General features: G+C 69.6%; 21 protein-coding genes and 1 pseudogene. 10 read left to right on the forward strand and 12 right to left on the reverse strand.

The genetic code is table 11. The annotated features are described in order from the left end of the window. Window positions 1-16 precede the first annotated feature (16 nt). The 7 genes and pseudogenes from ACVDFE_RS40465 to ctaD form a co-directional block, all read right to left on the reverse strand. Window positions 17-316, reverse strand: coding sequence for a hypothetical protein (locus ACVDFE_RS40465; protein WP_360398173.1), 300 nt, complete (start codon window positions 314-316; stop codon window positions 17-19). Further along, complete coding sequence (locus ACVDFE_RS40470; RefSeq protein ID WP_360398171.1) at window positions 313-618, reverse strand: PadR family transcriptional regulator; 306 nt, start codon at window positions 616-618, stop codon at window positions 313-315. Before ACVDFE_RS40470 ends, ACVDFE_RS40465 begins: the two co-directional genes overlap by 4 nt. A gap of 10 nt (window positions 619-628) precedes the next feature. Next, the gene (locus ACVDFE_RS40475) at window positions 629-1,201 is read right to left on the reverse strand and encodes a hypothetical protein (RefSeq protein ID WP_458434121.1); all 573 of its coding nucleotides are present in this window, start codon (window positions 1,199-1,201) and stop codon (window positions 629-631) included. Between the two features lie 23 nt (window positions 1,202-1,224). Then, the gene (locus ACVDFE_RS40480) at window positions 1,225-2,607 is read right to left on the reverse strand and encodes a phospholipase D-like domain-containing protein (protein ID WP_458434122.1); all 1,383 of its coding nucleotides are present in this window, start codon (window positions 2,605-2,607) and stop codon (window positions 1,225-1,227) included. A 43-nt stretch (window positions 2,608-2,650) separates the two neighbouring features. Continuing rightward, complete coding sequence (locus ACVDFE_RS40485; RefSeq protein WP_458434475.1) at window positions 2,651-3,277, reverse strand: peptidyl-tRNA hydrolase; 627 nt, start codon at window positions 3,275-3,277, stop codon at window positions 2,651-2,653. Between the two features lie 56 nt (window positions 3,278-3,333). After that, window positions 3,334-4,549, reverse strand: a pseudogene (serB, locus tag ACVDFE_RS40490) (phosphoserine phosphatase SerB). A gap of 90 nt (window positions 4,550-4,639) precedes the next feature. Further along, the gene (gene ctaD / locus ACVDFE_RS40495; protein ID WP_360398163.1) at window positions 4,640-6,427 is read right to left on the reverse strand and encodes an aa3-type cytochrome oxidase subunit I; all 1,788 of its coding nucleotides are present in this window, start codon (window positions 6,425-6,427) and stop codon (window positions 4,640-4,642) included. A gap of 176 nt (window positions 6,428-6,603) precedes the next feature. Here ctaD and ACVDFE_RS40500 point away from each other — a divergent pair, with 176 nt between their 5' ends. Further along, window positions 6,604-7,092, forward strand: a complete 489-nt coding sequence (locus tag ACVDFE_RS40500) for a DUF305 domain-containing protein (protein WP_458434123.1) — start codon at window positions 6,604-6,606, stop codon at window positions 7,090-7,092. A 16-nt stretch (window positions 7,093-7,108) separates the two neighbouring features. Further along, a complete protein-coding gene (locus ACVDFE_RS40505) occupies window positions 7,109-7,903 on the forward strand; it encodes a phosphotransferase (RefSeq protein ID WP_360398159.1) in 795 nt (264 codons plus the stop codon). Window positions 7,904-8,064: 161 nt separating this feature from the next. On the opposite strand, the gene ACVDFE_RS40510 is transcribed toward ACVDFE_RS40505, so the two are convergent. From ACVDFE_RS40510 to ACVDFE_RS40525, 4 genes are all read right to left on the reverse strand, one after another. After that, window positions 8,065-8,784 (reverse strand): LPXTG cell wall anchor domain-containing protein, encoded by a 720-nt coding sequence (locus ACVDFE_RS40510; protein ID WP_458434124.1) that lies wholly within the window; start codon window positions 8,782-8,784, stop codon window positions 8,065-8,067. A gap of 186 nt (window positions 8,785-8,970) precedes the next feature. Continuing rightward, on the reverse strand, window positions 8,971-9,150 hold the full coding sequence (locus ACVDFE_RS40515) for a hypothetical protein (RefSeq protein WP_458434125.1): 180 nt from the start codon (window positions 9,148-9,150) through the stop codon (window positions 8,971-8,973). A gap of 331 nt (window positions 9,151-9,481) precedes the next feature. Beyond that, the gene (locus ACVDFE_RS40520; RefSeq protein WP_458434126.1) at window positions 9,482-10,693 is read right to left on the reverse strand and encodes an aKG-HExxH-type peptide beta-hydroxylase; all 1,212 of its coding nucleotides are present in this window, start codon (window positions 10,691-10,693) and stop codon (window positions 9,482-9,484) included. 104 nt (window positions 10,694-10,797) lie between these two features. Beyond that, on the reverse strand, window positions 10,798-10,950 hold the full coding sequence (locus ACVDFE_RS40525; protein ID WP_360398153.1) for a hypothetical protein: 153 nt from the start codon (window positions 10,948-10,950) through the stop codon (window positions 10,798-10,800). A gap of 160 nt (window positions 10,951-11,110) precedes the next feature. Here ACVDFE_RS40525 and ACVDFE_RS40530 point away from each other — a divergent pair, with 160 nt between their 5' ends. The 4 genes from ACVDFE_RS40530 to ACVDFE_RS40545 all read left to right on the forward strand — a co-directional run bounded on the left by ACVDFE_RS40530 (window position 11,111) and on the right by ACVDFE_RS40545 (window position 13,513). Next, window positions 11,111-11,908: a FadR/GntR family transcriptional regulator gene (locus tag ACVDFE_RS40530; RefSeq protein ID WP_360398151.1), complete on the forward strand. Its 798-nt coding sequence runs from the start codon at window positions 11,111-11,113 to the stop codon at window positions 11,906-11,908. An 89-nt stretch (window positions 11,909-11,997) separates the two neighbouring features. Beyond that, window positions 11,998-13,128, forward strand: a complete 1,131-nt coding sequence (locus ACVDFE_RS40535; protein ID WP_458434127.1) for a hypothetical protein — start codon at window positions 11,998-12,000, stop codon at window positions 13,126-13,128. Window positions 13,129-13,183: 55 nt separating this feature from the next. Continuing rightward, window positions 13,184-13,342: a hypothetical protein gene (locus ACVDFE_RS40540; RefSeq protein ID WP_458434128.1), complete on the forward strand. Its 159-nt coding sequence runs from the start codon at window positions 13,184-13,186 to the stop codon at window positions 13,340-13,342. 48 nt (window positions 13,343-13,390) lie between these two features. Further along, window positions 13,391-13,513, forward strand: coding sequence for a hypothetical protein (locus tag ACVDFE_RS40545; protein WP_458434129.1), 123 nt, complete (start codon window positions 13,391-13,393; stop codon window positions 13,511-13,513). A gap of 72 nt (window positions 13,514-13,585) precedes the next feature. Here the strand turns inward: ACVDFE_RS40545 and ACVDFE_RS40550 are convergent, their stop codons facing one another. Further along, window positions 13,586-13,738: a hypothetical protein gene (locus tag ACVDFE_RS40550; RefSeq protein WP_458434130.1), complete on the reverse strand. Its 153-nt coding sequence runs from the start codon at window positions 13,736-13,738 to the stop codon at window positions 13,586-13,588. Between the two features lie 120 nt (window positions 13,739-13,858). On the opposite strand from ACVDFE_RS40550, the gene ACVDFE_RS40555 reads away from it, so the two are divergent. The 4 genes from ACVDFE_RS40555 to ACVDFE_RS40570 all read left to right on the forward strand — a co-directional run bounded on the left by ACVDFE_RS40555 (window position 13,859) and on the right by ACVDFE_RS40570 (window position 19,464). Further along, window positions 13,859-14,842: a LacI family DNA-binding transcriptional regulator gene (locus ACVDFE_RS40555; protein WP_458434132.1), complete on the forward strand. Its 984-nt coding sequence runs from the start codon at window positions 13,859-13,861 to the stop codon at window positions 14,840-14,842. Window positions 14,843-14,947: 105 nt separating this feature from the next. Beyond that, on the forward strand, window positions 14,948-16,276 hold the full coding sequence (locus ACVDFE_RS40560; protein WP_458434133.1) for an ABC transporter substrate-binding protein: 1,329 nt from the start codon (window positions 14,948-14,950) through the stop codon (window positions 16,274-16,276). A 1-nt stretch (window position 16,277) separates the two neighbouring features. Next, the gene (locus tag ACVDFE_RS40565) at window positions 16,278-17,966 is read left to right on the forward strand and encodes an ABC transporter permease (protein WP_458434134.1); all 1,689 of its coding nucleotides are present in this window, start codon (window positions 16,278-16,280) and stop codon (window positions 17,964-17,966) included. Between the two features lie 13 nt (window positions 17,967-17,979). Next, a complete protein-coding gene (locus ACVDFE_RS40570; protein ID WP_458434135.1) occupies window positions 17,980-19,464 on the forward strand; it encodes a glycoside hydrolase family 13 protein in 1,485 nt (494 codons plus the stop codon). Window positions 19,465-19,586 lie beyond the last annotated feature (122 nt).

A 19,586-nucleotide genomic window follows, 5' to 3' on the forward strand; every position in this document is an offset into this window, starting at 1 on the left:
ACACCGAGCTATTTGCTCATGCGAACAGCATGACCACGCCGGCCAGCACGAACAACGCCGACACCACCGCGATCGCCAGCACACGGCCACGCGGCGTCTGCGCGTGCCGCAACGCCATCCCCAACGGTCCGATCCCAGCCACAACAGCTCCCTTCGACGGCATGACGACAACAGCGAGCAAAGCCCCGAACGCCACGCGCACCGGCGACATGCCGAGTTCGCGCGCACCGGCAACGTCCGCTTCCCATTGCTCGCGATAGCGCTCATCGCCCACAACGGCAGCCGCAAGGCGCACCAACAACAACGCGACTCTCATTGCGCCGTCCTCGGCACGAAACGCGGTTCCGGAGCACGCGCCGCGACCACGCGACGAGCCTCCGCCGCACCGTCGGGCGTCAGCACGTACATCCGCCGCCGCGGCCCCTTGCGCGTGTCGTCGTCCTCCCACGACGACGTCACCCAGCCGGCCCGCTCCAACCGGTCCAGCAACGGGTACACGCTGCCCGACGGCCGCCCGGTCAGCTTGATGATCTCCAGGCCCCAGCGGGGTCCGGAGGCGCCGAGCAGCACCTCCAGCACGTCCACCGTGGCCTTGCCGATGCGGCGCAGTGGCTCCACGCCAGTAATACTACCTATGTAGATTAAGCCGTTCAAGCAGCTCTTCGCGGAACTCCAGCGCCGACGCCAGGTCGTCCTCCGATGCGTCCCGCTCGCGGGCCAGCGCCCCTTCGAGGATGCGCAACGCCTGCCGTTCCGCCCCGTGCGACCCGGCCAGCGTCTCCGCGCTGTGCAGCGCCCGCGCCAGCCCGTTGCGCGCGGGCTCGCTCTCCTCCACCGCCGGCACGACGCGGATCCAGTTGCCGCCGGGGTCGACCACGAGGAACCCGTCGCGCCGGGGCCGGGTCATCCGCGGGATGCCGGACGACAGCACCTTCCCGTACACCGCCCGCATGCCGTGGGCGAACGCGTCGAACACCTCACGCGTGTCCTCCACCTGCACCAGGCACGAGCTGTACGACGTGGCCGGGTCGAAGCCGCGGATGCCGAAGAAGTGGAGCTGGACGTCCTCGCGCCGCACCGACAGGTAGGGCGTCGGCCGGTACTGCCGGTGCGTGATCGTGAACCCGAGCATCACGTAGAACTCGGCCACCTCGTCGATAGAGGCGCACGGCAGCAGCGGGATCGTCACCTCGTTGGCCACGCAGGCCACGCTAGACCCGGAGATCAGCCGTCGACCAGCAATCCGCGCAACGGCCCTTGCAGTCTTCCAGCCCGTCGCGACACCCCGGGCAGCGGCATCACCCGTGACGGCCGCTTCAGCGCCGGGCGCCAGATCTCGTCCACGACCTCGTGCGCGGGCCCGGACACGTCGGCGTCCAGGTGCTCCGCCCACAGCCGCAGCCGGGTCGAGCGGGCCACCTCGGCGTCGTCGGTCACGACGTTCACCTCGGTGTCGTTGAACAGCGAGTGCTCGTTCAGGTTCGCCGAGCCGATCGACAGCCACTCGTCGTCCACAATGGACAACTTGGCGTGCACGTACACCGGTGCATCGCCGTGGGAGACGAGGGTCGCGGCGATCAGCCGGCCGCCCTCGGGGTCGGCGTCGAGCAGCCTGCCCAGCTGCCCGCGGGTGGTGTCGGCGCCGTTGCTGGGCTTCTGCGGCAGCAGCAGCACCATCCGGAACTCGTCCGACGGCGGGTTGCTCAGCTTCTCCAGCAGCACCTCGGTGATCTCGGGCGACCACAGGAACTGGTTCTCGATGTAGATCAGCGACTTGGCCGCGCGGAACGCCCGCAGGTACGAGTCGAGCAGCGTGAAGTCGCCGTGCGGCGCGAAGTCGTAGGTGCCCTCGGGGATCGTCCGCACCAGCTGCACCGACGACGAGCCCGCCTCCGGTGGCACCTCGGGCGCGGGCAGGGTCTCCCCCGCGATCTCCAGCCACCGGGCGGCGAAGTGGGCGGCCACCTCGGACACGGCCGGGCCGGAGACCTTCGCGATGTGGTCGTGCCAGCCGAGGTCGCGCGGCGGGTGCTCGGGCGAGTCGTGCCGGTCGCCCTCCACCGCGGTCATGTCGAGGCCGCCGACGAACGCCACGTCGTCGACGATCACGACCTTCTCGTGGTGGCAGTGCAGCGTCCGCTCACGCGCGTCCAGCTCGCACCGGACCGCACCGCACTCCAGGAACGCGTGCTTCGCGGCCTCCGCGCGTTTGCGGGTCGGCTCGAAGAACGGCACCGGCGGTCCCGCCCACAGCAGCACCCGCACCGGCACCCGTTCCGCGGCGGCGGCCAGCAGCTCGCGCAGCTGCGGCGCACCCGGCTCACGGGTCAGCCGGAAGTCAGGCGAGGCGTGCCAGTTCGCGATGTGCACGTACTTCTGGGCGTTCTCGATGGCCTCGGCGATGGCGGGGAACGCCTCGGCGCCGTCGACGAGGACCTGGATCTTGTTGCCGTGCTGGACCGGACGGCGCGGGGTGAACCACCCGGCGCCGTCGCCGTCCAGCACCTCGCCCCAGCCGAGCCGGCGGAGCCTGCGCGTGTGGTGCGAGCACAGCAGGTTCTCCAGGCCGTCACCCAGCCTGGAGTCGAGCACGTCGAGTAGGCCCACAGAACGTGGATTTACCCGAATTACGCGGTTCTAACCCGAAATGTCAGCCCAGAGGTGCGATCACAGTTGTCGTCCCCGGCTCCACCTCGGTGAAACCGGCGTCCCGCACCGCCACGACGTCCGCGCTGTGCACCAGCGCGTCCCACTCGGCCACCGACGGCGTGCGCACGGCGCAGCGGTAGTCGATCGCCGCCCACGCCTTCAGCTCGTCGCCGGACAGGTGCGGTGCGAGCAGCATCGACGCGTGGCCGACCTGGGCCGCGAGCTTGCCGGCGGACATCTCCACGCGAGGGTTCGTGTACAGCACGTGGGCCCCCTCGGGCACCGCACCCGGCTCGTCGAGGGGCAGGTCCGACCCGGAGATCTGCAGCTTGGCGACCTCGCGGGGCGTCTCGGAGACCAGCACCGGCAGCAGCGAGCGGACCGACGCGCCCTCCACGGTGACCGTCACGCCCGGCAGCGCCTGCACGGCCTCCCACTGCACGCCACGAGCCCGCCGCGACACCTTCCGGATCCGCCCGGCCACCCACGCCCGCACGGCCTCGTGCCACTCCCCGCCCTCGTCGGCACGCGGGTCGAGGCACACCGCGACCGCCGACGCGGCCGCGGCCTCCAGCAACGCGGTGCGGCCCGGCGGGTCGACGCGTTCGATGCGCATGACCATCGGCATCGCGCGGACTTCCGACTCCTCGGCGTAGTTCCGGGAGGCGATCAGGTCGAGGATCGTCACAGCCGGGTCGACTCCAGGCCGTCCGCGGCGTCCGCGGCCTCCACCTCGGCGCGGGTGACGCCCAGGATGAACAGCACGGCGTCCAGGAACGGGTGCGACAGCGCCGTGTCGGCCACCTCGCGCAACGCGGGCTTGGCGTTGAACGCGATGCCCAGGCCCGCCGCGTTCAGCATGTCGATGTCGTTCGCACCGTCACCGACCGCCACGCACTGGGCCAGCGACACGCCGGCCTCCTCGGCGAACCGGCGCAGCGCCACGGCCTTGCCCGGCCGGTCGACGATCTCGCCGACGACCTTGCCGGTCAGCTTGCCGTCGACGACCTCCAGCGTGTTCGCCGCGCAGAAGTCCAGCTGCAGCTCGTCCGCGAGGCCGGTGATCACCGACGTGAACCCGCCGGACACCACACCGCAGTAGAAGCCGAGGCGCTTGAGCGTCCGGATCGTCGTGCGGGCACCGGCCGTGCAGCTCCAGCGACGCCCCGACCTCGTCCAGCACCGTCGCGTCGAGGCCCTCCAGCAGCGCCACCCGCCGCCGCAGCGACTCGGCGAAGTCGAGCTCGCCGCGCATCGCGGCCTCGGTGATTTCGCGGACCTGCTCCTCGCACCCGACGTGCGCGGCCAGCATCTCGATCACCTCGCCCTGGATCAGCGTGGAGTCGACGTCGAACACGACGAGCCGCTTCGCCCGCCGGGTGAGCCCGGCCCGTTCGACCGCGATGTCGAGGCCGACCCGCACGGAGACGTCCGCGAGCGCCGACCGCAGCTCCGAGTCGTTCTCCAGCGTGTCGTCCGCGACGGACACGCGCAGTTCGAGACCGGTGACGGGGTAGTCGGCCACACCGCGGATCGCGTCGATGTTGACGCCCAGCGAGGCGAGCCGGCGGGCGACCTCGGTGAACGCCTTGGCGGTCACCGGGCGGCCCAGGACGATCAGCACGTGCGAGGACTCCAGGCGCGCGCTGCGCTTCGAGTCGGCGCCGACCTCGATCTCCACCTGCATCGAGACGGTCGCCATGGCCTGCTCGACGGCCTCCTGCAGGCCCTCCGGGTCGTGGTCGGTCGACACCAGCGCACCCAGCACCAGCCGGCCCCGGATCACGACCTGCTCGACGTCGAGCACCTCGACCCCGTGCCTGGTCAGCACGGCGAACAGCACCGAGGAGACACCGGGCTTGTCGGGACCGGTCACGGTGATCAGCACGGGCGTTTTCACGTCGTCGTCTCCTCGCAGCACGCGTAGTACGCGACGAGCCCCGGCCGCACGCGGCGGCCGGGGCTCGTCGTTGAACCTGTGACGTGCAGGTTACTTGTGGTCGGAGTCGTCCTTCTCGGAGGCCGTCCCCGACTTCAGCGCGGAGGCCGCCAGCTCCGACAGGGCGGGCGGCGCGTCCTCGTGCCGGATCGCCTTGCCGGTGAAGGTCACGTGACCCTCGTTGCGGATGCGCTCCACCATGTGCGGGTAGTGCAGCTCGAACGCCGGGCGCTCCGAACGGATACGGGGCAGCTCGGTGAAGTTGTGCCGCGGCGGCGGGGACGAGGTCGCCCACTCCAGCGAGTTGCCGTAGCCCCACGGGTCGTCCACGGTCACGACCTCGCCGTACCGGTACGACTTGAAGACGTTCCAGATGAACGGCAGCGTCGACGCGCCCAGGATGTAGGCGCCGATCGTGGAGATCATGTTGAGCGTGGTGAAGCCGTCGGACGCCAGGTAGTCGGCGTACCGGCGCGGCATGCCCTCGTTGCCCAGCCAGTGCTGGACGAGGAACGTCGCGTGGAAGCCGAGGAACGTCGTCCAGAAGTGCAGCTTGCCCAGCGGCTCGTCCATGAAGCGACCGGTGATCTTCGGGAACCAGAAGTAGATGCCCGCGAAGGTCGCGAAGACGATCGTGCCGTAGAGCACGTAGTGGAAGTGCGCCACGACGAAGTACGTGTCGGACACGTGGAAGTCGATCGCGGGCGCGGCCAGCAGGATGCCGGAGAGACCACCGAAGAGGAACGTGACGATGAAGCCGATGCTGAACAGCATGGGCGTCTCGAACGTCAGCTGGCCCTTCCACATCGTGCCGATCCAGTTGAAGAACTTCACACCGGTCGGGACCGCGATGAGGAACGTCATGAAGGCGAAGAACGGCAGCAGCACGGCGCCGGTCGCGTACATGTGGTGCGCCCACACGGCCACCGACAGGGCGGCGATGCCGAGCGTCGCGTAGACCAGGCCGTTGTAACCGAAGATCGGCTTGCGGCTGAACACCGGGAAGATCTCCGACACGATGCCGAAGAACGGCAGCGCGACGATGTAGACCTCGGGGTGGCCGAAGAACCAGAACAGGTGCTGCCACAGGATCACGCCGCCGTTGGCGGTGTCGAACACGTGGGCACCGAGGTGGCGGTCGGCCAGCAGGCCGAGCAGCGCCGCGGTGAGGATCGGGAACGCGAGCAGCACCAGCACCGACGTCACCAGGATGTTCCAGGTGAAGATCGGCATCCGGAACATCGTCATGCCGGGCGCGCGCAGGCAGACCACGGTGGTGATCATGTTCACCGCGCCGAGGATCGTGCCGAGACCACCGATCACCAGACCGGCGATCCACAGGTCGGCGCCGACACCGGGCGAGTGGATGGCGTTGCTCAGCGGCGTGTACGCGAACCAGCCGAAGTCGGCGGCACCACCGGGGGTGATGAAGCCCGACATCACGATCAGGCCGCCGAAGAGGTACAGCCAGTACGAGAACGCGTTCAACCGCGGGAACGCCACGTCGGGCGAACCGATCTGCAGCGGGAGGACGAAGTTCGCGAAGCCGAACACGATCGGCGTCGCGTACAGCAGCAGCATCACGGTGCCGTGCATCGTGAAGAGCTGGTTGAACTGCTCCTGCGAGAGGAACTGCATGCCGGGCCTAGCCAGCTCGGTCCGCATCAGCATGGCCATCGCGCCGCCGACCATGAAGAAGGCGAACGAGGTGACCAGGTACATGATGCCGATTTGCTTGTGGTCCGTGGTGCGGAACATCCGCAGCAGGAAGGACCCCTTGACCGCAGTGCGCGTCGGAAAAGGACGCGTTGCGATCGGCTGCGGGGCTACGGCCGTCACGGTGCCTCCAGGCCTTGGTGGGACCAGTCGTTCGGGAAACTCCCCGGATATTAGACGCAGCCGATCAGCTCCACTCGGGTGGGCCATGGCCCGTGGCCAGCGGCGTAGCGCAGGTCACACGTAAGGTGACCCCCGTGCTTCGTACGTTCGCCGTAGCCGCGACCCTTCTGCTGGGTATGTCCCCTTTGGCCGCGTGCGGCTCGCCCGCCACGCACAACTCGGCGGACGTCGCGTTCGCGCAGGGCATGGTCCCGCACCACGAGCAGGCCGTGGAGATGACCGGTCTGGTGGCCGAGCGCACGGACAGCGCGCACGTCGTCGACCTGGCCGAGCGCATCGCGCGGCACCAGCAGCCGGAGATCGACCGCATGAACGGCTGGCTCAAGGCGTGGGGCGCCCCGGTGAAGGCCTCGTCGCACGCGGACCACGGGCACGCAGCCGACCACGGCGTGGTCGACCTCGGCACCCTCGCCGACCTGCGCGGGACCGACTTCGACCGGCAGTGGCTGTCGCTGATGATCCAGCACCACCGCGGCGCCGTGGAGATGGCGCGCAAGCACCTCGACGCCGGTACCGACCCGGGCGCGCGCTCGCTCGCGCAGGACGTCGTCACAGCTCAGGAGAAGGAGATCGCGGAAATGGAGTCGCTCCTGCCCCAGGGGTGATGTGACCCTCGTCCCCATGAGCGCCTCCGCCGCCGTGAGGGCCGCCGTGTCACTGGCCGCCGCGCACGGCATCACCGCCACGGACCCGGCCGTGCTGAAGGACGGCAGCAACGTCATCGTCCACCTGCGCCCGGCACCGGTGGTGGCCCGCGTCGCCGCCCGCACGGCCCTGGTGCGCCCGTCCGTGGCCGATCACTTCGCGCGTGACCTGGCGATTTCCGCGTTCCTGGCCGCTCGTGGCGTGCCGGTCGTGATGCCCTCGGCGGAGCTTCCCGCGGGGCCGCATCCGTACGACGGGTTCGTGGTGTCGTTCAGCACGTTCGTGCCGCACGACCCCGGCTACGAGTTCTCACGACTTGACGTGCTCAAGCTGCTGCCCGCCCTGCACGCCGAGCTGCGGTCCTATGACGGCCCTCTGCCCGTGCGCGGCCCTGTGGACGACGTCGACAACACGCTGGCCTATCTGAATGGCATAGGCGTGCCGGATCTTGAACCGTTCCGTGAACGCCGTGCCGAACTCATGGCGTCGTGGGACGCCCACTACCGCGACGTCCAGCCTCTGCACGGCGACCCGCACTGCGGCAACCTGCTGATGGGCCCGCACGGTCCCGTGTGGCTCGATTTCGAGGACACCTGGCGCGGCCCGGTCGCCTGGGACCTCGCCTGCCTGGCCGGTGCCGAAGGCGCGGAAGCCGCCCGGCGCACCGTGGAGACCTACGGTGGCGGGGCGGCTTCCGAGGACGTGGAGTTCCACGTCCGCACACGCATCCTGTTCGGCACGCTCTGGGGCGTGCTGATGCAGAACTCCTAGGGCCTGTGTCGAGGTCCCGTTCGATGAGAGTCGCGCCTGAGGTGGTTCCTGGCGGTGCGGGCGGACAGCCCGCATACCGGTGTTGTATGTGGGCTGTCCGCCCGTGCCCCCAGGGGCCGCCTCAGGCCCGGCTATCGCGAACATGGACTTCGGCACAGGCCCTATGCGCGGCGCTTGCGCAGCACGAACAGCACGGCGGCACCGGCGGCGAGCAGGGCGGCGCCCAGGCCGATCAGCCAGGCGGACCCGAAGCCCGTGGAGGCCAGGTCGTCGTCCTCGTTCACCGGCACGACGGCGGCGTTGGTGGTGGTGACGGCCGGCGCGGACGTGACGGCGCCGGAGGACGAGGTGGTCGTGGTCGTCACCGGCGAGGTCGTCGTCGTGGTGGTGCCACTGCTCGACGTGGTCGTGACCGTCGTGGTCGTCGTGGTGGTCGAGCTGCTGCTGCTCGACTGCTGCGTGGTGGTCCCGCACGCGTACCAGTGGCTGATCGCCGGCACCTGCCCGCCGTTGTTCTGCGGCGCCCGCAGGTCGTTCCACGGCAGCGAAGCGAGCTTGGGGGCCAGGTAGACGTTGTAGGCGTCCCCGCCCTTGACCACGACACCCGTGATCGTGGTGCCGGCCGGGACGGCGGTGATGTCGACGTCCTGCTGGTTCGCGCCACCGGTGAAGGTGAACTGACCGGGTGCGATCGGCGTGCCGCTGAGCCCACCGACGGTGCAGGCGTCCCTGTGGTTGATGTCGACGTTGCCGTCGTAGGCGACCGCACGCTCGTCACCGGACACCGGCGCCGGTGCCGGCTTGGCGGTGGCGGCGGTCGTGAGCGCGAACAGGGCCGCCACGGCGGAGGCGGCGAGGCCGGCGGTTCTCAGGGGCGTCATGCGCATCGGGTTGCTCCGTTGGGGTCGGCGGGTTGCCGAGATCTAAGACCATCGGCGTGCGCTTGACGGACCAGTAACCAACTCACAGTAGGCCTTGTGGCCCAGTTGTTATACGACCACGAGGAGGTGTGCACCCGAACGAGGAAAGGGCCGGCTGGTGGCCGGCCCTCCTCCGTCGATCACGACTCAGTCGTTCTGCGCGCCCTCGGAGGGCCTCAGGAACACGGTGCCACCGTTCGGCATCCGCCTGAACCAGTCGACCGGGGTGACGGGCTGACCGATCACCGGACCCGCACCGGTCGGGAGGTGCGGAACAGGGACGCCGGGAGTCTGCGGCCGGCGAAGAGGCTGGTTCGGGGTGGTCATCGTTCCTTCTCGAGAAGTGAAGCGGAACCCTGTGATGATCTTCAGATGGTGCCGCACCGCACCGGTGCGGAACTCGAACCGGAACGTGCGTCGCCGAAAACTAGCGGACCGGGCTTCGTGGGCCGTCAACCGCCGCTTCCCGCGGAACGGGATTCGGCAGTCTACGTCGGACCGCAAACCCCTTTCACCAGCAGTTTTCCCGACACGGACGAGCCCGGCGCGAGCAGCTTTGCATTCTCACCCGATCGGGTTCGCGCGGCGGAACCTTCGGTAAGCCGCACCGCTTCACCGGGACGAACGGCACCCGGCGGGAGCGCCAGCCGCGGACCGCTCAGGACACCCGTTCGACGATCGAGCTCGCCAGGAGCGAGGCCAGCGCGGCCCTCGAACGCCGCGCCGCGGTCTCCCCGTCCACCGTCCACGACCTGCTCGCCCCCGCAACGATGTCGTCGTACGCCACCGGACCGCCGTCGTGCGGTAGCCGGCCGATCACCCGGCCCGCGTCCTCGTCCAGGAAGAAGATCTCCGGCAGCGGGGCCACCCGGCCCACCACCGCACGTCCCGACGCGGCACGCCGGTGGCGGACGCCCGCGCCGAGGCGGAACCGGTCGCCGGCGCCGATCCCGGCACCGCCGTCGTCCACAACGGACGGAGCGCCGCCCGGCTCGCCCGCGAGAGCGCGCAACAGCCAGCGCGCGTCCGGACGCAGGTCCTGTTCATGGGTGAGCAGCCACGCGCCGATCTCCTCGGCCCGCTCGCGCGCCTTCGGCAGCAGCGAGTCGGGGCCGGGCTCGACGCCCGCGCAGGCCTGCGCGAACTGGGCGAGGCAACTGTAGGCGTGCCAGGCCGCGAACGTCTGCTCCAGCGGCCACCGCGCGTGCGACCAGGACGTCTCGAAGAGCTCGACGTCCTCGGCGTGCGCGTCGAGGAACTCGCGAGTGATCGCCAGGTCGAAGAACTTCTCGTGCGCGCCCTCGTGCACGAGGGCCTCGGCCACCTCGATCGGCAGCGCGGGCTCGTCGACCAGCACGATGCCGGGCACGTACCGCGACGACGCGGAGACGACTCCCCCGGACGTCTCCCGCTTGAGCACGGCGAGCATCGACACGTGGGCGAGCAGGTCGCCGGCGGTGTCGGGGGCGAGGGCGCGGAACAGCCGGACACCGTCGGTGACGACCCGCAGCGCCGCCGAGAAGCGCTCCCCGTCCGCCTCGGTCAGCGGCTCCACGACCACACCGGGCGGCGCGATGATCCGCAGCGGTGCTTCGAGCAGCACGGCCGACCTCGGGTCCGCGGCCACCGGCACACCGGCGTCCCGCACGCGCAGGCCGGCCGCCTCGTGCAGGCGAGCGAGGTCCAGGTCGCCGGCACCGGCGAGGGCGCGGCCGATCTCGTAGCGGACGACCGGGTGGTCGGCGAGGTTGTCCGACAACTCGGTGCCCGGCGCGAACAGGTCGGCCGCGAGGCGGTAGAGCGTGCGCCGTTCGTCGACCAGGACGGCTGCGGGCGCGATGCGCGCGTGCAGCGTGTGAGCAGTGGCCACCGCCGAGACCCTAGAGCACCCGGTGGCCCTTTCCCGGAACGGCGCCCGGAAGAGGAGGTGCCCGGCCTGCGGGCGGCGCAGACCGGGCACCCTGGTTCTGCTCATCAGCCGAACATGATGCTGGTGACGTTCACGAAGCCGACGACGGCCAGCGCGACGACCGAGACGGCGACCATCGTGAGCACGGTGCGCCATCCGATCGCGGTGACGGCGACTGCGACGGCTGCTGCGATTCCGAGTGCACTCCCTGCGGACATCTCGTTCCCCTCCCGACTGGGCGAGCCGGGGCTCCTCGGTGTGGGCGGTCCGAGGCCTCTCGCCCCAGTGCAAGGATCGCCTAGTTGTAGGTTGTCTGTCAACTGCGGACAGGTTGCCAGACAAGTTGCAACCAGACCGCCAGCGCCCTACGCTGGGCCAATGCCCGCCGACGACTCCCATCCGGGCGAGAGCTGGGCGCTCTCGCCCGACTCGCGACGGCCGCTTCCGGAACTCATCGAGCAGAAGCTCCGGGAGCAGATCATCGGCGGCACCCTCAGGGCGGGTGATCGACTGCCCACCGAGCCGGAGCTGGCCCGCAAACTGGACGTCGCCCGCTCGTCGTTGCGCACGGCTCTGCAGCGCCTTCAGCTCCAGGGCATCGTCGAGGTCCGCCGCGGCCTGGGCTGGTACGTCCGCCGCACCGACCTGACCGCTGTCGAGGAGCACCTGGAGGGCCGCCTCGCCGCCCGCCAGTTCACGCACACCGACCTGCTGGAGGTGCGCATCGCCCTGGAGACCACGGCCGCCTCGCTGGCCGCGGTCCGCGCGGGTGACGGCGAGCTGGACGAGCTCGCGAAGCTCAACCACCGCTACCAGCGCGCCGAGGTGGAGGACGTGCAGGAGGTGATCGAGGCGGATGAGGAGTTCCACTCGGCCCTGATCCGCGCGGCGCACAACGAGCTGCTGGAGCAGATGTACCAGGCCCTCGTGCCCGGTCTGCAGGACTGCAAGCGCCACGCGCACCCGTCCCGCGAGGTGCACAACCGCTCGGCGAACGAGCACGAGCAGGTCATCTGGTTCCTGCGCCGCCACGACGAGGTGGGCGCGAAGAGCGCGATGACCACGCACCTGCTCGGGTTGTACGACGACCTGACGTCCGACGACACCAAGCCCCGCGCCGGCCTGAGCACCTACGTCGGCGTGCACGACGAGCCGATGTGGGACCGCTCCCGCTAGTACGGCGTCCACCGAACGGGTCTGGTGCCGCTGCCCCGTCACTCCCACCATGTATGGACGAGCCGGTGGAGTGAGGGGGCGGCGGGAAGGTGGCGCACAGGCGGGTACAGGCGCTGGCCCTCGCACTTTTCTTGGTCCTGCTGGCCGCCCTCGACCTGAGCGTCGTCCTGCTCTGGCAACCCGCCACCCGCTCGGTGCTGCACGACGTGCTCGTCGTCGCCTGGCCGCTGCCCGCGCTGGCCGGGTTCCTGCTCGGCGCCTACGAGCTCTTCTGGCACCAGCGCCTGGTCGCCGAGGTCGGCCGGCTGACCGGTCCCGTCTTCCTGGAGCACCTGCTCCCCTCCGAGGTGCTGCGCACGTTCCTGGCCTCCGTCTACGGCCCGAACGTCGCCAACGACGACGTGGTCGCCGGCGTCCTGGGCGGCAGCGGCATGCTCCCTCGCGGCGACGACCTCACGATCAGCACCGGCACCACCGTGAAGCTGGAGCTGCAGGGCATCGACACCAAGACCTACCACCTGATGACGACGCAGCGGTACCAGTTCCGCAACAGCGTCCCCGTCGACCGCTTCGTCATCTTCGCGACCTCCAACGCCCTGCTGCGCGACACCATCAGCGCCGCCTGCCGCTACCCGCTCTTCGAGCTGTACTTCATCCCCGACTCGTCGCTGTTCCTGGAGTCCGTCGACGACCTGCGCCGCTCCACCCAGATCGCCATCGACTACCTCGACCACGAGGGCCAGCGCCGTTCGGCGGAACCGAGCCAGATCCCGCCGGTCGAGGTGAGGTTCGGCGAGTGGGCCACCTACCTGACGTTCTTCCGCGAGGCGATGGGCCCGCTGCCCAAGCTCAGCCCGATGAGCCACATGAGCGACCTGCGGATCTTCGAGTGCGACCTCTCCGGCATCGCCGACGACCACGTGGTGCGCGCGATCTGCGGCCTGACGGTGTGGTCGCGCACCTTGCAGCGCACCAACGACGGGTTCTGCTACTGGCAGTCGCCCTACCCGTCCTTCGTGGACACCATCAGCTTCGACGCGACGGGGCTCGCGGTCGCCGAGTCGCCGCCGCACGAGTTCCGGGTCATGCCGTTCACGTTCCGGTCGGCGACGGCGTCCGCGCAGTGGCTGCAGGCCGGGGAGCTGCGGGACCTGGACGTGCGGTCGTGGTTGTTGCCGGGGCACGGGGTGGCGTTGCTGTGGCGGGAGGCGCTGGGCTGACCGCCGGCCGCGGTCACCAGATGGCCGCGATGCCCTGCCGCCCTTGGTGTCGAGGATGAGCGAGCCGACGCCGTCGAGGAACGGCTGCACCCACACCTGCAGCTCACCGTCCTGCGTGAGCTCGCGCAGGACCATCGCGACCGTCCGGACGAACATCGGCCTGACAGCGGACCAGAACAGGAAGTGGTCGGCGAGCGTCTGCGACCACCGGTAGTGGTGCCGCACGCGAACGAGCTCCGACGTCTCCCGGCTCAGGTCGGCGATGAAGAGCACAACGTCGGCGTCCGTCATCCCGACCGGCAACGAGATGTGCCGGCGCAGAGCGCTGGCCGGCACCCTGCGGAACTCGGCTTTGCGCACCGCGCCGTGCTCCGGTCCCGCGTAGCACTCGAGCCGCTCCTCGAACGCGTTCGCCGCCTCCCGGAAGGTGTCGAGCGCGCGGGATCTCGTGCAAGGGTCAGGGACGCCGGTAGACCGTGCCGCCGCCGTTCGGCATCCGCCGGAACCAGTCCACGCCGCTCACCTTCGGCTGCGGCTGGCCGAACCGGTCCGGCTCGGCCGGCGCGGGCACCATCGGCGCGGGCACGCTCGGAACAGGTTCGGAAGCCATGACGTCTCCCCTCGCCCGGGAACGGCCCTCCAGCGTAGCCACGAGCCACCCCGGCGGCCTCCCGCCAGCCGGGTGAGCGTGGCGCGCAAATGAGCGCAAGAACTTGCGTACACTTGCGCCATGACGCAACGGAGGCTGGCCGAGGTCGCGGCCAAGGTCGGGGTCAGCGAGGCCACCGTCAGCCGGGTGCTGAACGGCAAGCCCGGCGTGTCGGACGCCACCCGGTCGGCGGTGCTGACGGCGCTGGACGTGCTGGGGTACGAGCGGCCCACCCAGCTGCGGGGTGAGCGGGCGCGGTTGGTCGGGCTGGTGCTGCCGGAGCTGCAGAACCCGATCTTCCCGGCGTTCGCGGACGTGGTGGGCAACGCGTTGGCCCAACGGGGCTTCACGCCCGTGCTGTGCACGCGGACGGCCGGTGGGGTCACGGAGGCGGAGTACCTGGAGCTGCTCCTCGAACAGCACGTCAGCGGGATCGTGTTCGCCGGCGGGCTGTACGCGCAAAGGGATGCAAGCCACGGGCACTACCAGCAGATGATGGCCAGGAAGCTGCCCGCGGTGCTGGTCAACGCCGCCATAGACGACCTGGCGTTCCCGCGGGTCAGCTGCGACGACGCGGTGGCGGTGGAGCAGGCGTACGGGCACCTGACCTCGTTGGGGCACAAGCGGATCGGTGCGGTGCTGGGGCCGCCGGACCACATGCCGAGCCAGCGCAAGCTGGAGACGATCCAGCGGTGTGGCGGGGCGGACGTCGAGCACGCCATGTTCAGCCTCGAAGGCGGGCAGGCGGCGGCGACCAAGCTGGTGCAGCGCGGCGTCACGGCGATCATCTGCGCCAGTGACCCGCTGGCGCTCGGCGCCATCAGGGCCGTCCGGCGGGCGGGGCTGGACGTGCCCAAGGATGTGTCGATCATCGGGTACGACGACAGCGCCTTCATGACCTGCACCGATCCGCCCCTCACCACGGTGCGGCAGCCGATCGAGGCCATGGGGCGGGCGGCCGTGGAGCTGCTGGCGAACCAGATCAGCGGCAACGCCGTCGCGCCCGACGAGCTGCTGTTCGAGCCGGAACTGGTGGTGAGGGCCTCCACGGCACCGGCCAGGTAGGTCAGTCAACTTCTTGCGAGTTTCAGTCTGGATATTGCGTTCAGATGTAACGGGGACTTATGGTCGCCGTCACATCGACGCGCTCGCGAGAAGGGCGGCCCCACCATGAAGAAGTCCGCTGCCGTGTTGTTGGGCTGCGTGCTCGTTGCCGGCTGTGGGAGCGGTACCACGGCTGACACGGGCGGCAAGGTCGTGATCAACATCAACGGTCAGCCGCCGCAGACGCAGGCGTTCGACCGCAAGGTGTTCGACGAGGACGTCGCGGAGTTCGAGCAGCAGAACCCCGACGTCGACCTCGTGCCGCACGAGGGGTTCATGGACCCGAAGACGTTCTCCGCCAAGCTCGCCGGCGGGCAGCTGGAGGACGTCTTCTACGTCTACTTCACCGATCCGGCGGCGCTCATCGCGCGCAAGCAGGCCGCCGACATCACCGACTACGTCAAGGACGTCCCGCATTACGGCGACCTCAAGCAGGAGCTCAAGGACGTCTTCACGGTCGACGGCAAGGTCTACGGGCTGCCCACCGCCAACTACACGATGGGCCTGCTCTACAGCCGCGCGAACTTCACCAAGGCGGGCCTCGACCCGAACACGCCGCCGCGGACGTGGGACGAGGTCCGCGCGGCCGCCAAGAAGCTCAAGGACGCCGGTGTCACCGGGTTCGCCGAGTACAGCAAGAGCAACCAGGGCGGCTGGCACTTCACCACGTGGATGAAGTCCGTCGGCGGGGACGTCGCGCGCAAGGACGGCGAGAAGTACAGGGCCGACTTCAACAACGACAAGGGCAAGGAAGTCCTGCGCCGGCTCAGGGAGATGCGCTGGGACGACGGCTCCATGGGCGAGAAGCAGCTCCTGGAGATCGGCGACGTGCAGAACATGATGGGCGCCGGGCAGCTCGGCATGTACCTGGCCGCGCCGGACAACGTCGCCGCGATCGTCAACCAGTTCAAGGGCAAGTACGACGACTACGGCCTCGCCGCGATCCCCGGTCAGCAGGGCACGCTGCTCGGCGGCGAGGGCTACATGATCAACCCGAAGGCCACGCCGGAGAAGATCAAGGCCGGTCTCAAGTGGGTGCAGTGGAAGTACCTCAACCCGGACCGGCTCGAAGCGAACCTGCAGAAGTACAAGGACCGCGGCCAGCCCGTCGGCCTGCCGATCCCGCCGATCGCCGACATCTGGACCGGTGAGCCGCGCAAGCGGCAGGAGGAGCTCAAGGGCAGGTACGCCACCATGCCGGTGCAGAACTTCCAGGCCTACGTGGACGGTTCGGAGAAGACCAGGGGCAGCCTCGAACCGCCGCAGGCGCAGCAGGTCTACGCGATCCTCGACAACGTCGTGCAGGCGGTCCTCACGAACAGGGACGCCGACCACGCGCAGCTGCTCGCGGACGCGGAGACCAAGGTCAACGCCGTTCTGGCGCAGGTGAAGTAGGTTGCGGCGGCACGTCACCGCGTACGGCTTCCTCAGCCTCGCGCTCGTCGTCTTCGCGGTGTTCTCCTGGTACCCGATCGTGCGCGGGGTGGTCCTGAGCTTCCAGCAGGTCAACTTCGTCTCCGACCCCGAGTGGGTCGGATGGGAGAACTTCCGGCGCCTGTTCGACGACCCGCTGTTCGCGGTGGCGTGGCGCAACACGGCCTACTACACGGTCCTCGCGCTGCTGATCGGTTTCGGCGTCCCGTTCCTCACCGCCGTGGTGCTCAACGAGCTGCGGCACGCCAAGGGCTACTTCCGGCTGCTGGTCTACCTGCCGGTGATGCTGCCGCCGGTCGTCACGGCCCTGCTGTGGAAGTGGTTCTACGACCCGGGACCCGGCCTGTTCAACTCGGTCCTGCGCGGAGCCGGGCTGCCGGGCCTGCAGTGGCTCGACTCGGCGGACACCAGCCTGATCAGCATCGTCCTGCTCACCACGTGGGCGAACATGGGCGCGGCGACGCTGATCTACCTGGCCGCGCTGCAGACGATCCCCGGCGAGCTGTACGAGGCCGCGGAGCTCGACGGCGCGGGGATCTTCAGGAAGGTCTGGAACGTCACGATCCCCCAGACCAAGTTCGTGCTGCTGATGTTGTTGCTGCTGCAGGTCGTCGCGACCATGCAGGTCTTCACCGAGCCGTTCATCATGACCGGCGGCGGCCCCGGAGGACTCGACCGTCACGGTCCTGCTCCTGCTCTACCGCTACGCCTTCGTCTACAACGACTTCGGCACCGCCAGCGCGCTCAGCCTCATCCTGTTCGCGGTGCTCGGCGTCTTCTCCTTCCTCTACCTCAAGCTCACCAGGAGGGCGGACGCGTGAGGACCCTCACCAAACCCGGCGGCAAGCTCTACTGGGTCGTCCTCGCGCTCACCCTCGTCCTGTTCACGGTCGCGTTCCTCGTGCCGCTGGTGTGGGTGCTGCTCGGTGCGTTCAAACCACCGGCCGAGCTCGCCCAGCAGCCGCCGACGGTCCTGCCGCGGACGTGGGAGCCGGGTGCGTACGCCGACGCCTGGAACTACATGGACCTCGGCAAGTTCTTCCTGAACACCGTCGTCGTCGCGTTCGGGGCGTGGGCGGTGCAGATGGTCGTGATCATCCCGGCCGCGTACGCGCTGTCGAAGCTGAAGCCGTTGTTCGGCAACGTGGTCCTCGGCCTGATGCTGGCCACGATGATGCTGCCCGCCACGGCCCTGCTGGTGCCGGTGTACCTCACGCTCACCGACTTGGACCTGCTGAACAACCCGGCCGGCATCTGGCTGCCGGCCGCGGCGAACGCGCTGAACGTCTACCTGCTCAAGCGCTTCTTCGACCAGATCCCCGAGGAGCTGCTGGAGGCGGCCAGGATGGACGGTGCGAGCACCTGGACGGTCCTCACGCGCATCGTCCTGCCGATCTCGCGCCCGATCCTCGCCGTCGTCTCCATCTTCACGGTCGTGGCGGCGTGGAAGGACTTCATCTGGCCGCTGCTCGTGTTCCCCGACCCGGCGAAGCAGACGCTCAGCGTCGCGTTGCAGCGCTTCGCACCGGACACCCCGATCAACCTCCTGCTCGCCGGGCTGGTGCTGGCGAGCCTGCCGATGGTGGCGCTGTTCCTGGCGTTCCAGCGGCACATCCTCGCGGGGCTCACCGCAGGATCTATCAAGGGCTGAAAGGACACCGCGCATGAGCTGGTGGCGCAACGCATCCATCTACCAGGTCTACCTCCGCAGCTTCGCCGACGGCAACGGTGACGGCGTCGGCGACCTCGCCGGCCTCAGGCAGCGTCTCCAGCACATCGCCGGACTCGGGTTCGACGCGATCTGGCTCAACCCCTGGTACCCCAGCCCGCTGGCCGACGGCGGGTACGACGTGGCCGACTACCGCGACATCGAGCCGGTGTTCGGCACGCTGGCCGATGCCGAGGAGCTCATCGCCGACGCGCACGACCTCGGCATCCGGATCATCATCGACCTGGTGCCGAACCACTGCAGCGACCAGCACCCGTGGTTCAGGGACGGGTTGTGGGACCGCTTCCACATCCGCGACGGCGAGGAGCTGCCGAACGACTGGAAGTCGCGGTTCGGCGGGCCCGCGTGGAGCAAGCTCGACGACGGGCGGTGGTACCTGCACCTCTACGCCGCCGAGCAGCCGGACTTCAACTGGGAGAACCCGGTGGTCCACCAGGAGTTCGAGGACATCCTGCGCTTCTGGCTCGACCGGGGTGTCGACGGGTTCCGCATCGACGTGGCCGACGGGCTGGTCAAGGACTTCTCGAAGCCGGACGCGGACCTGCCCTACTCCGACCAGGACGGCGTGCACGAGATCTACCGGCACTGGCGCAAGGTCGTCGACGAGTACGACGGCGACCGGATCCTCGTCGGGGAGATGTGGCTGCCGGACCCGGAGCGGTTCGCGCGGTACCTGCGCAACGACGAGATGCACAGCGCGTTCAACTTCGACTTCCTGTGCTGCCCGTGGAACGCGGCCGAGCTGCGCAAGGTCGTCGACAGCACGCTCGCGGCGCACGAACCCGTGGGCGCGCCGCCGACCTGGGTGCTGTCCAACCACGACGTCACGCGGCACGTCACGCGGTACGGGCGGGAGAAGACCGGGTTCTCGTTCGCGGACCGGCAGCACGGGGCGCCCACGGACTTCGAACTGGGCACGAAACGGGCCCGCGCGGCGATCATGCTCACGGCGGCGCTGCCCGGTGGGGTGTACGTCTACCAGGGCGAGGAACTGGGGTTGTGGGAGGTCGAGGACCTGCCGGACGAGCTGAGGGAGGACCCGGTGTGGCACCGGTCGGGGTTCACCGACCGCGGGCGCGACGGGTGCCGGGTGCCGCTCCCCTGGTCCGCTGACGACGGTCCGAGCTGGTTGCCGCAACCGGAGAACTGGCAGGAGTTCTCGGTCAGCGCGCAGACCGGCGAACCGGGGTCCATGCTGGAGCTGTACCGGCGGGTCTTCGCCCTGCGCAAGGCCGTCGAGGGCGACCTGGAGTGGCTCGACCTGGGCGAGGACGTGCTGGCGTTCCGGCGCGGCGACCACACCTGTGTCGTCAACCTGTCCGGCCACCCGGTCGCGCTGCCCGGGACACCGGTGGTGACCAGCGTGCCGCTCGACGACGACGGCAGGCTGCCGGTCGACGCGGCTGCCTGGTTGGGCTAGAAACGGGCCATTCGGACACCCGAAACGGGCATGCCCGAAAGCCGCGTCCCAGGTGGGCGCGGCTTTTGCCATGTGAAACGGGCTGAAACCGGGCAAGATGTCACTCTGTTGTGGTACCGACC

It is taken from the genome of Lentzea chajnantorensis (assembly GCF_054300775.1).

Coding starts and splice junctions, on each gene's coding strand:
- ACVDFE_RS40465 (WP_360398173.1), bottom strand. CDS start 316: ATGAGAGTCGCGTTGTTGTTGGTGCGCCTTGCGGCTGCCGTTGTGGGC.
- ACVDFE_RS40485 (WP_458434475.1), bottom strand. CDS start 3,277: ATGCCGATGGTCATGCGCATCGAACGCGTCGACCCGCCGGGCCGCACC.
- ACVDFE_RS40500 (WP_458434123.1), top strand. CDS start 6,604: ATGTCCCCTTTGGCCGCGTGCGGCTCGCCCGCCACGCACAACTCGGCG.
- ACVDFE_RS40505 (WP_360398159.1), top strand. CDS start 7,109: ATGAGCGCCTCCGCCGCCGTGAGGGCCGCCGTGTCACTGGCCGCCGCG.
- ACVDFE_RS40510 (WP_458434124.1), bottom strand. CDS start 8,784: ATGACGCCCCTGAGAACCGCCGGCCTCGCCGCCTCCGCCGTGGCGGCC.
- ACVDFE_RS40515 (WP_458434125.1), bottom strand. CDS start 9,150: ATGACCACCCCGAACCAGCCTCTTCGCCGGCCGCAGACTCCCGGCGTC.
- ACVDFE_RS40525 (WP_360398153.1), bottom strand. CDS start 10,950: ATGTCCGCAGGGAGTGCACTCGGAATCGCAGCAGCCGTCGCAGTCGCC.
- ACVDFE_RS40530 (WP_360398151.1), top strand. CDS start 11,111: ATGCCCGCCGACGACTCCCATCCGGGCGAGAGCTGGGCGCTCTCGCCC.
- ACVDFE_RS40540 (WP_458434128.1), top strand. CDS start 13,184: ATGAGCGAGCCGACGCCGTCGAGGAACGGCTGCACCCACACCTGCAGC.
- ACVDFE_RS40545 (WP_458434129.1), top strand. CDS start 13,391: ATGAAGAGCACAACGTCGGCGTCCGTCATCCCGACCGGCAACGAGATG.
- ACVDFE_RS40550 (WP_458434130.1), bottom strand. CDS start 13,738: ATGGCTTCCGAACCTGTTCCGAGCGTGCCCGCGCCGATGGTGCCCGCG.
- ACVDFE_RS40555 (WP_458434132.1), top strand. CDS start 13,859: ATGACGCAACGGAGGCTGGCCGAGGTCGCGGCCAAGGTCGGGGTCAGC.
- ACVDFE_RS40560 (WP_458434133.1), top strand. CDS start 14,948: ATGAAGAAGTCCGCTGCCGTGTTGTTGGGCTGCGTGCTCGTTGCCGGC.
- ACVDFE_RS40570 (WP_458434135.1), top strand. CDS start 17,980: ATGAGCTGGTGGCGCAACGCATCCATCTACCAGGTCTACCTCCGCAGC.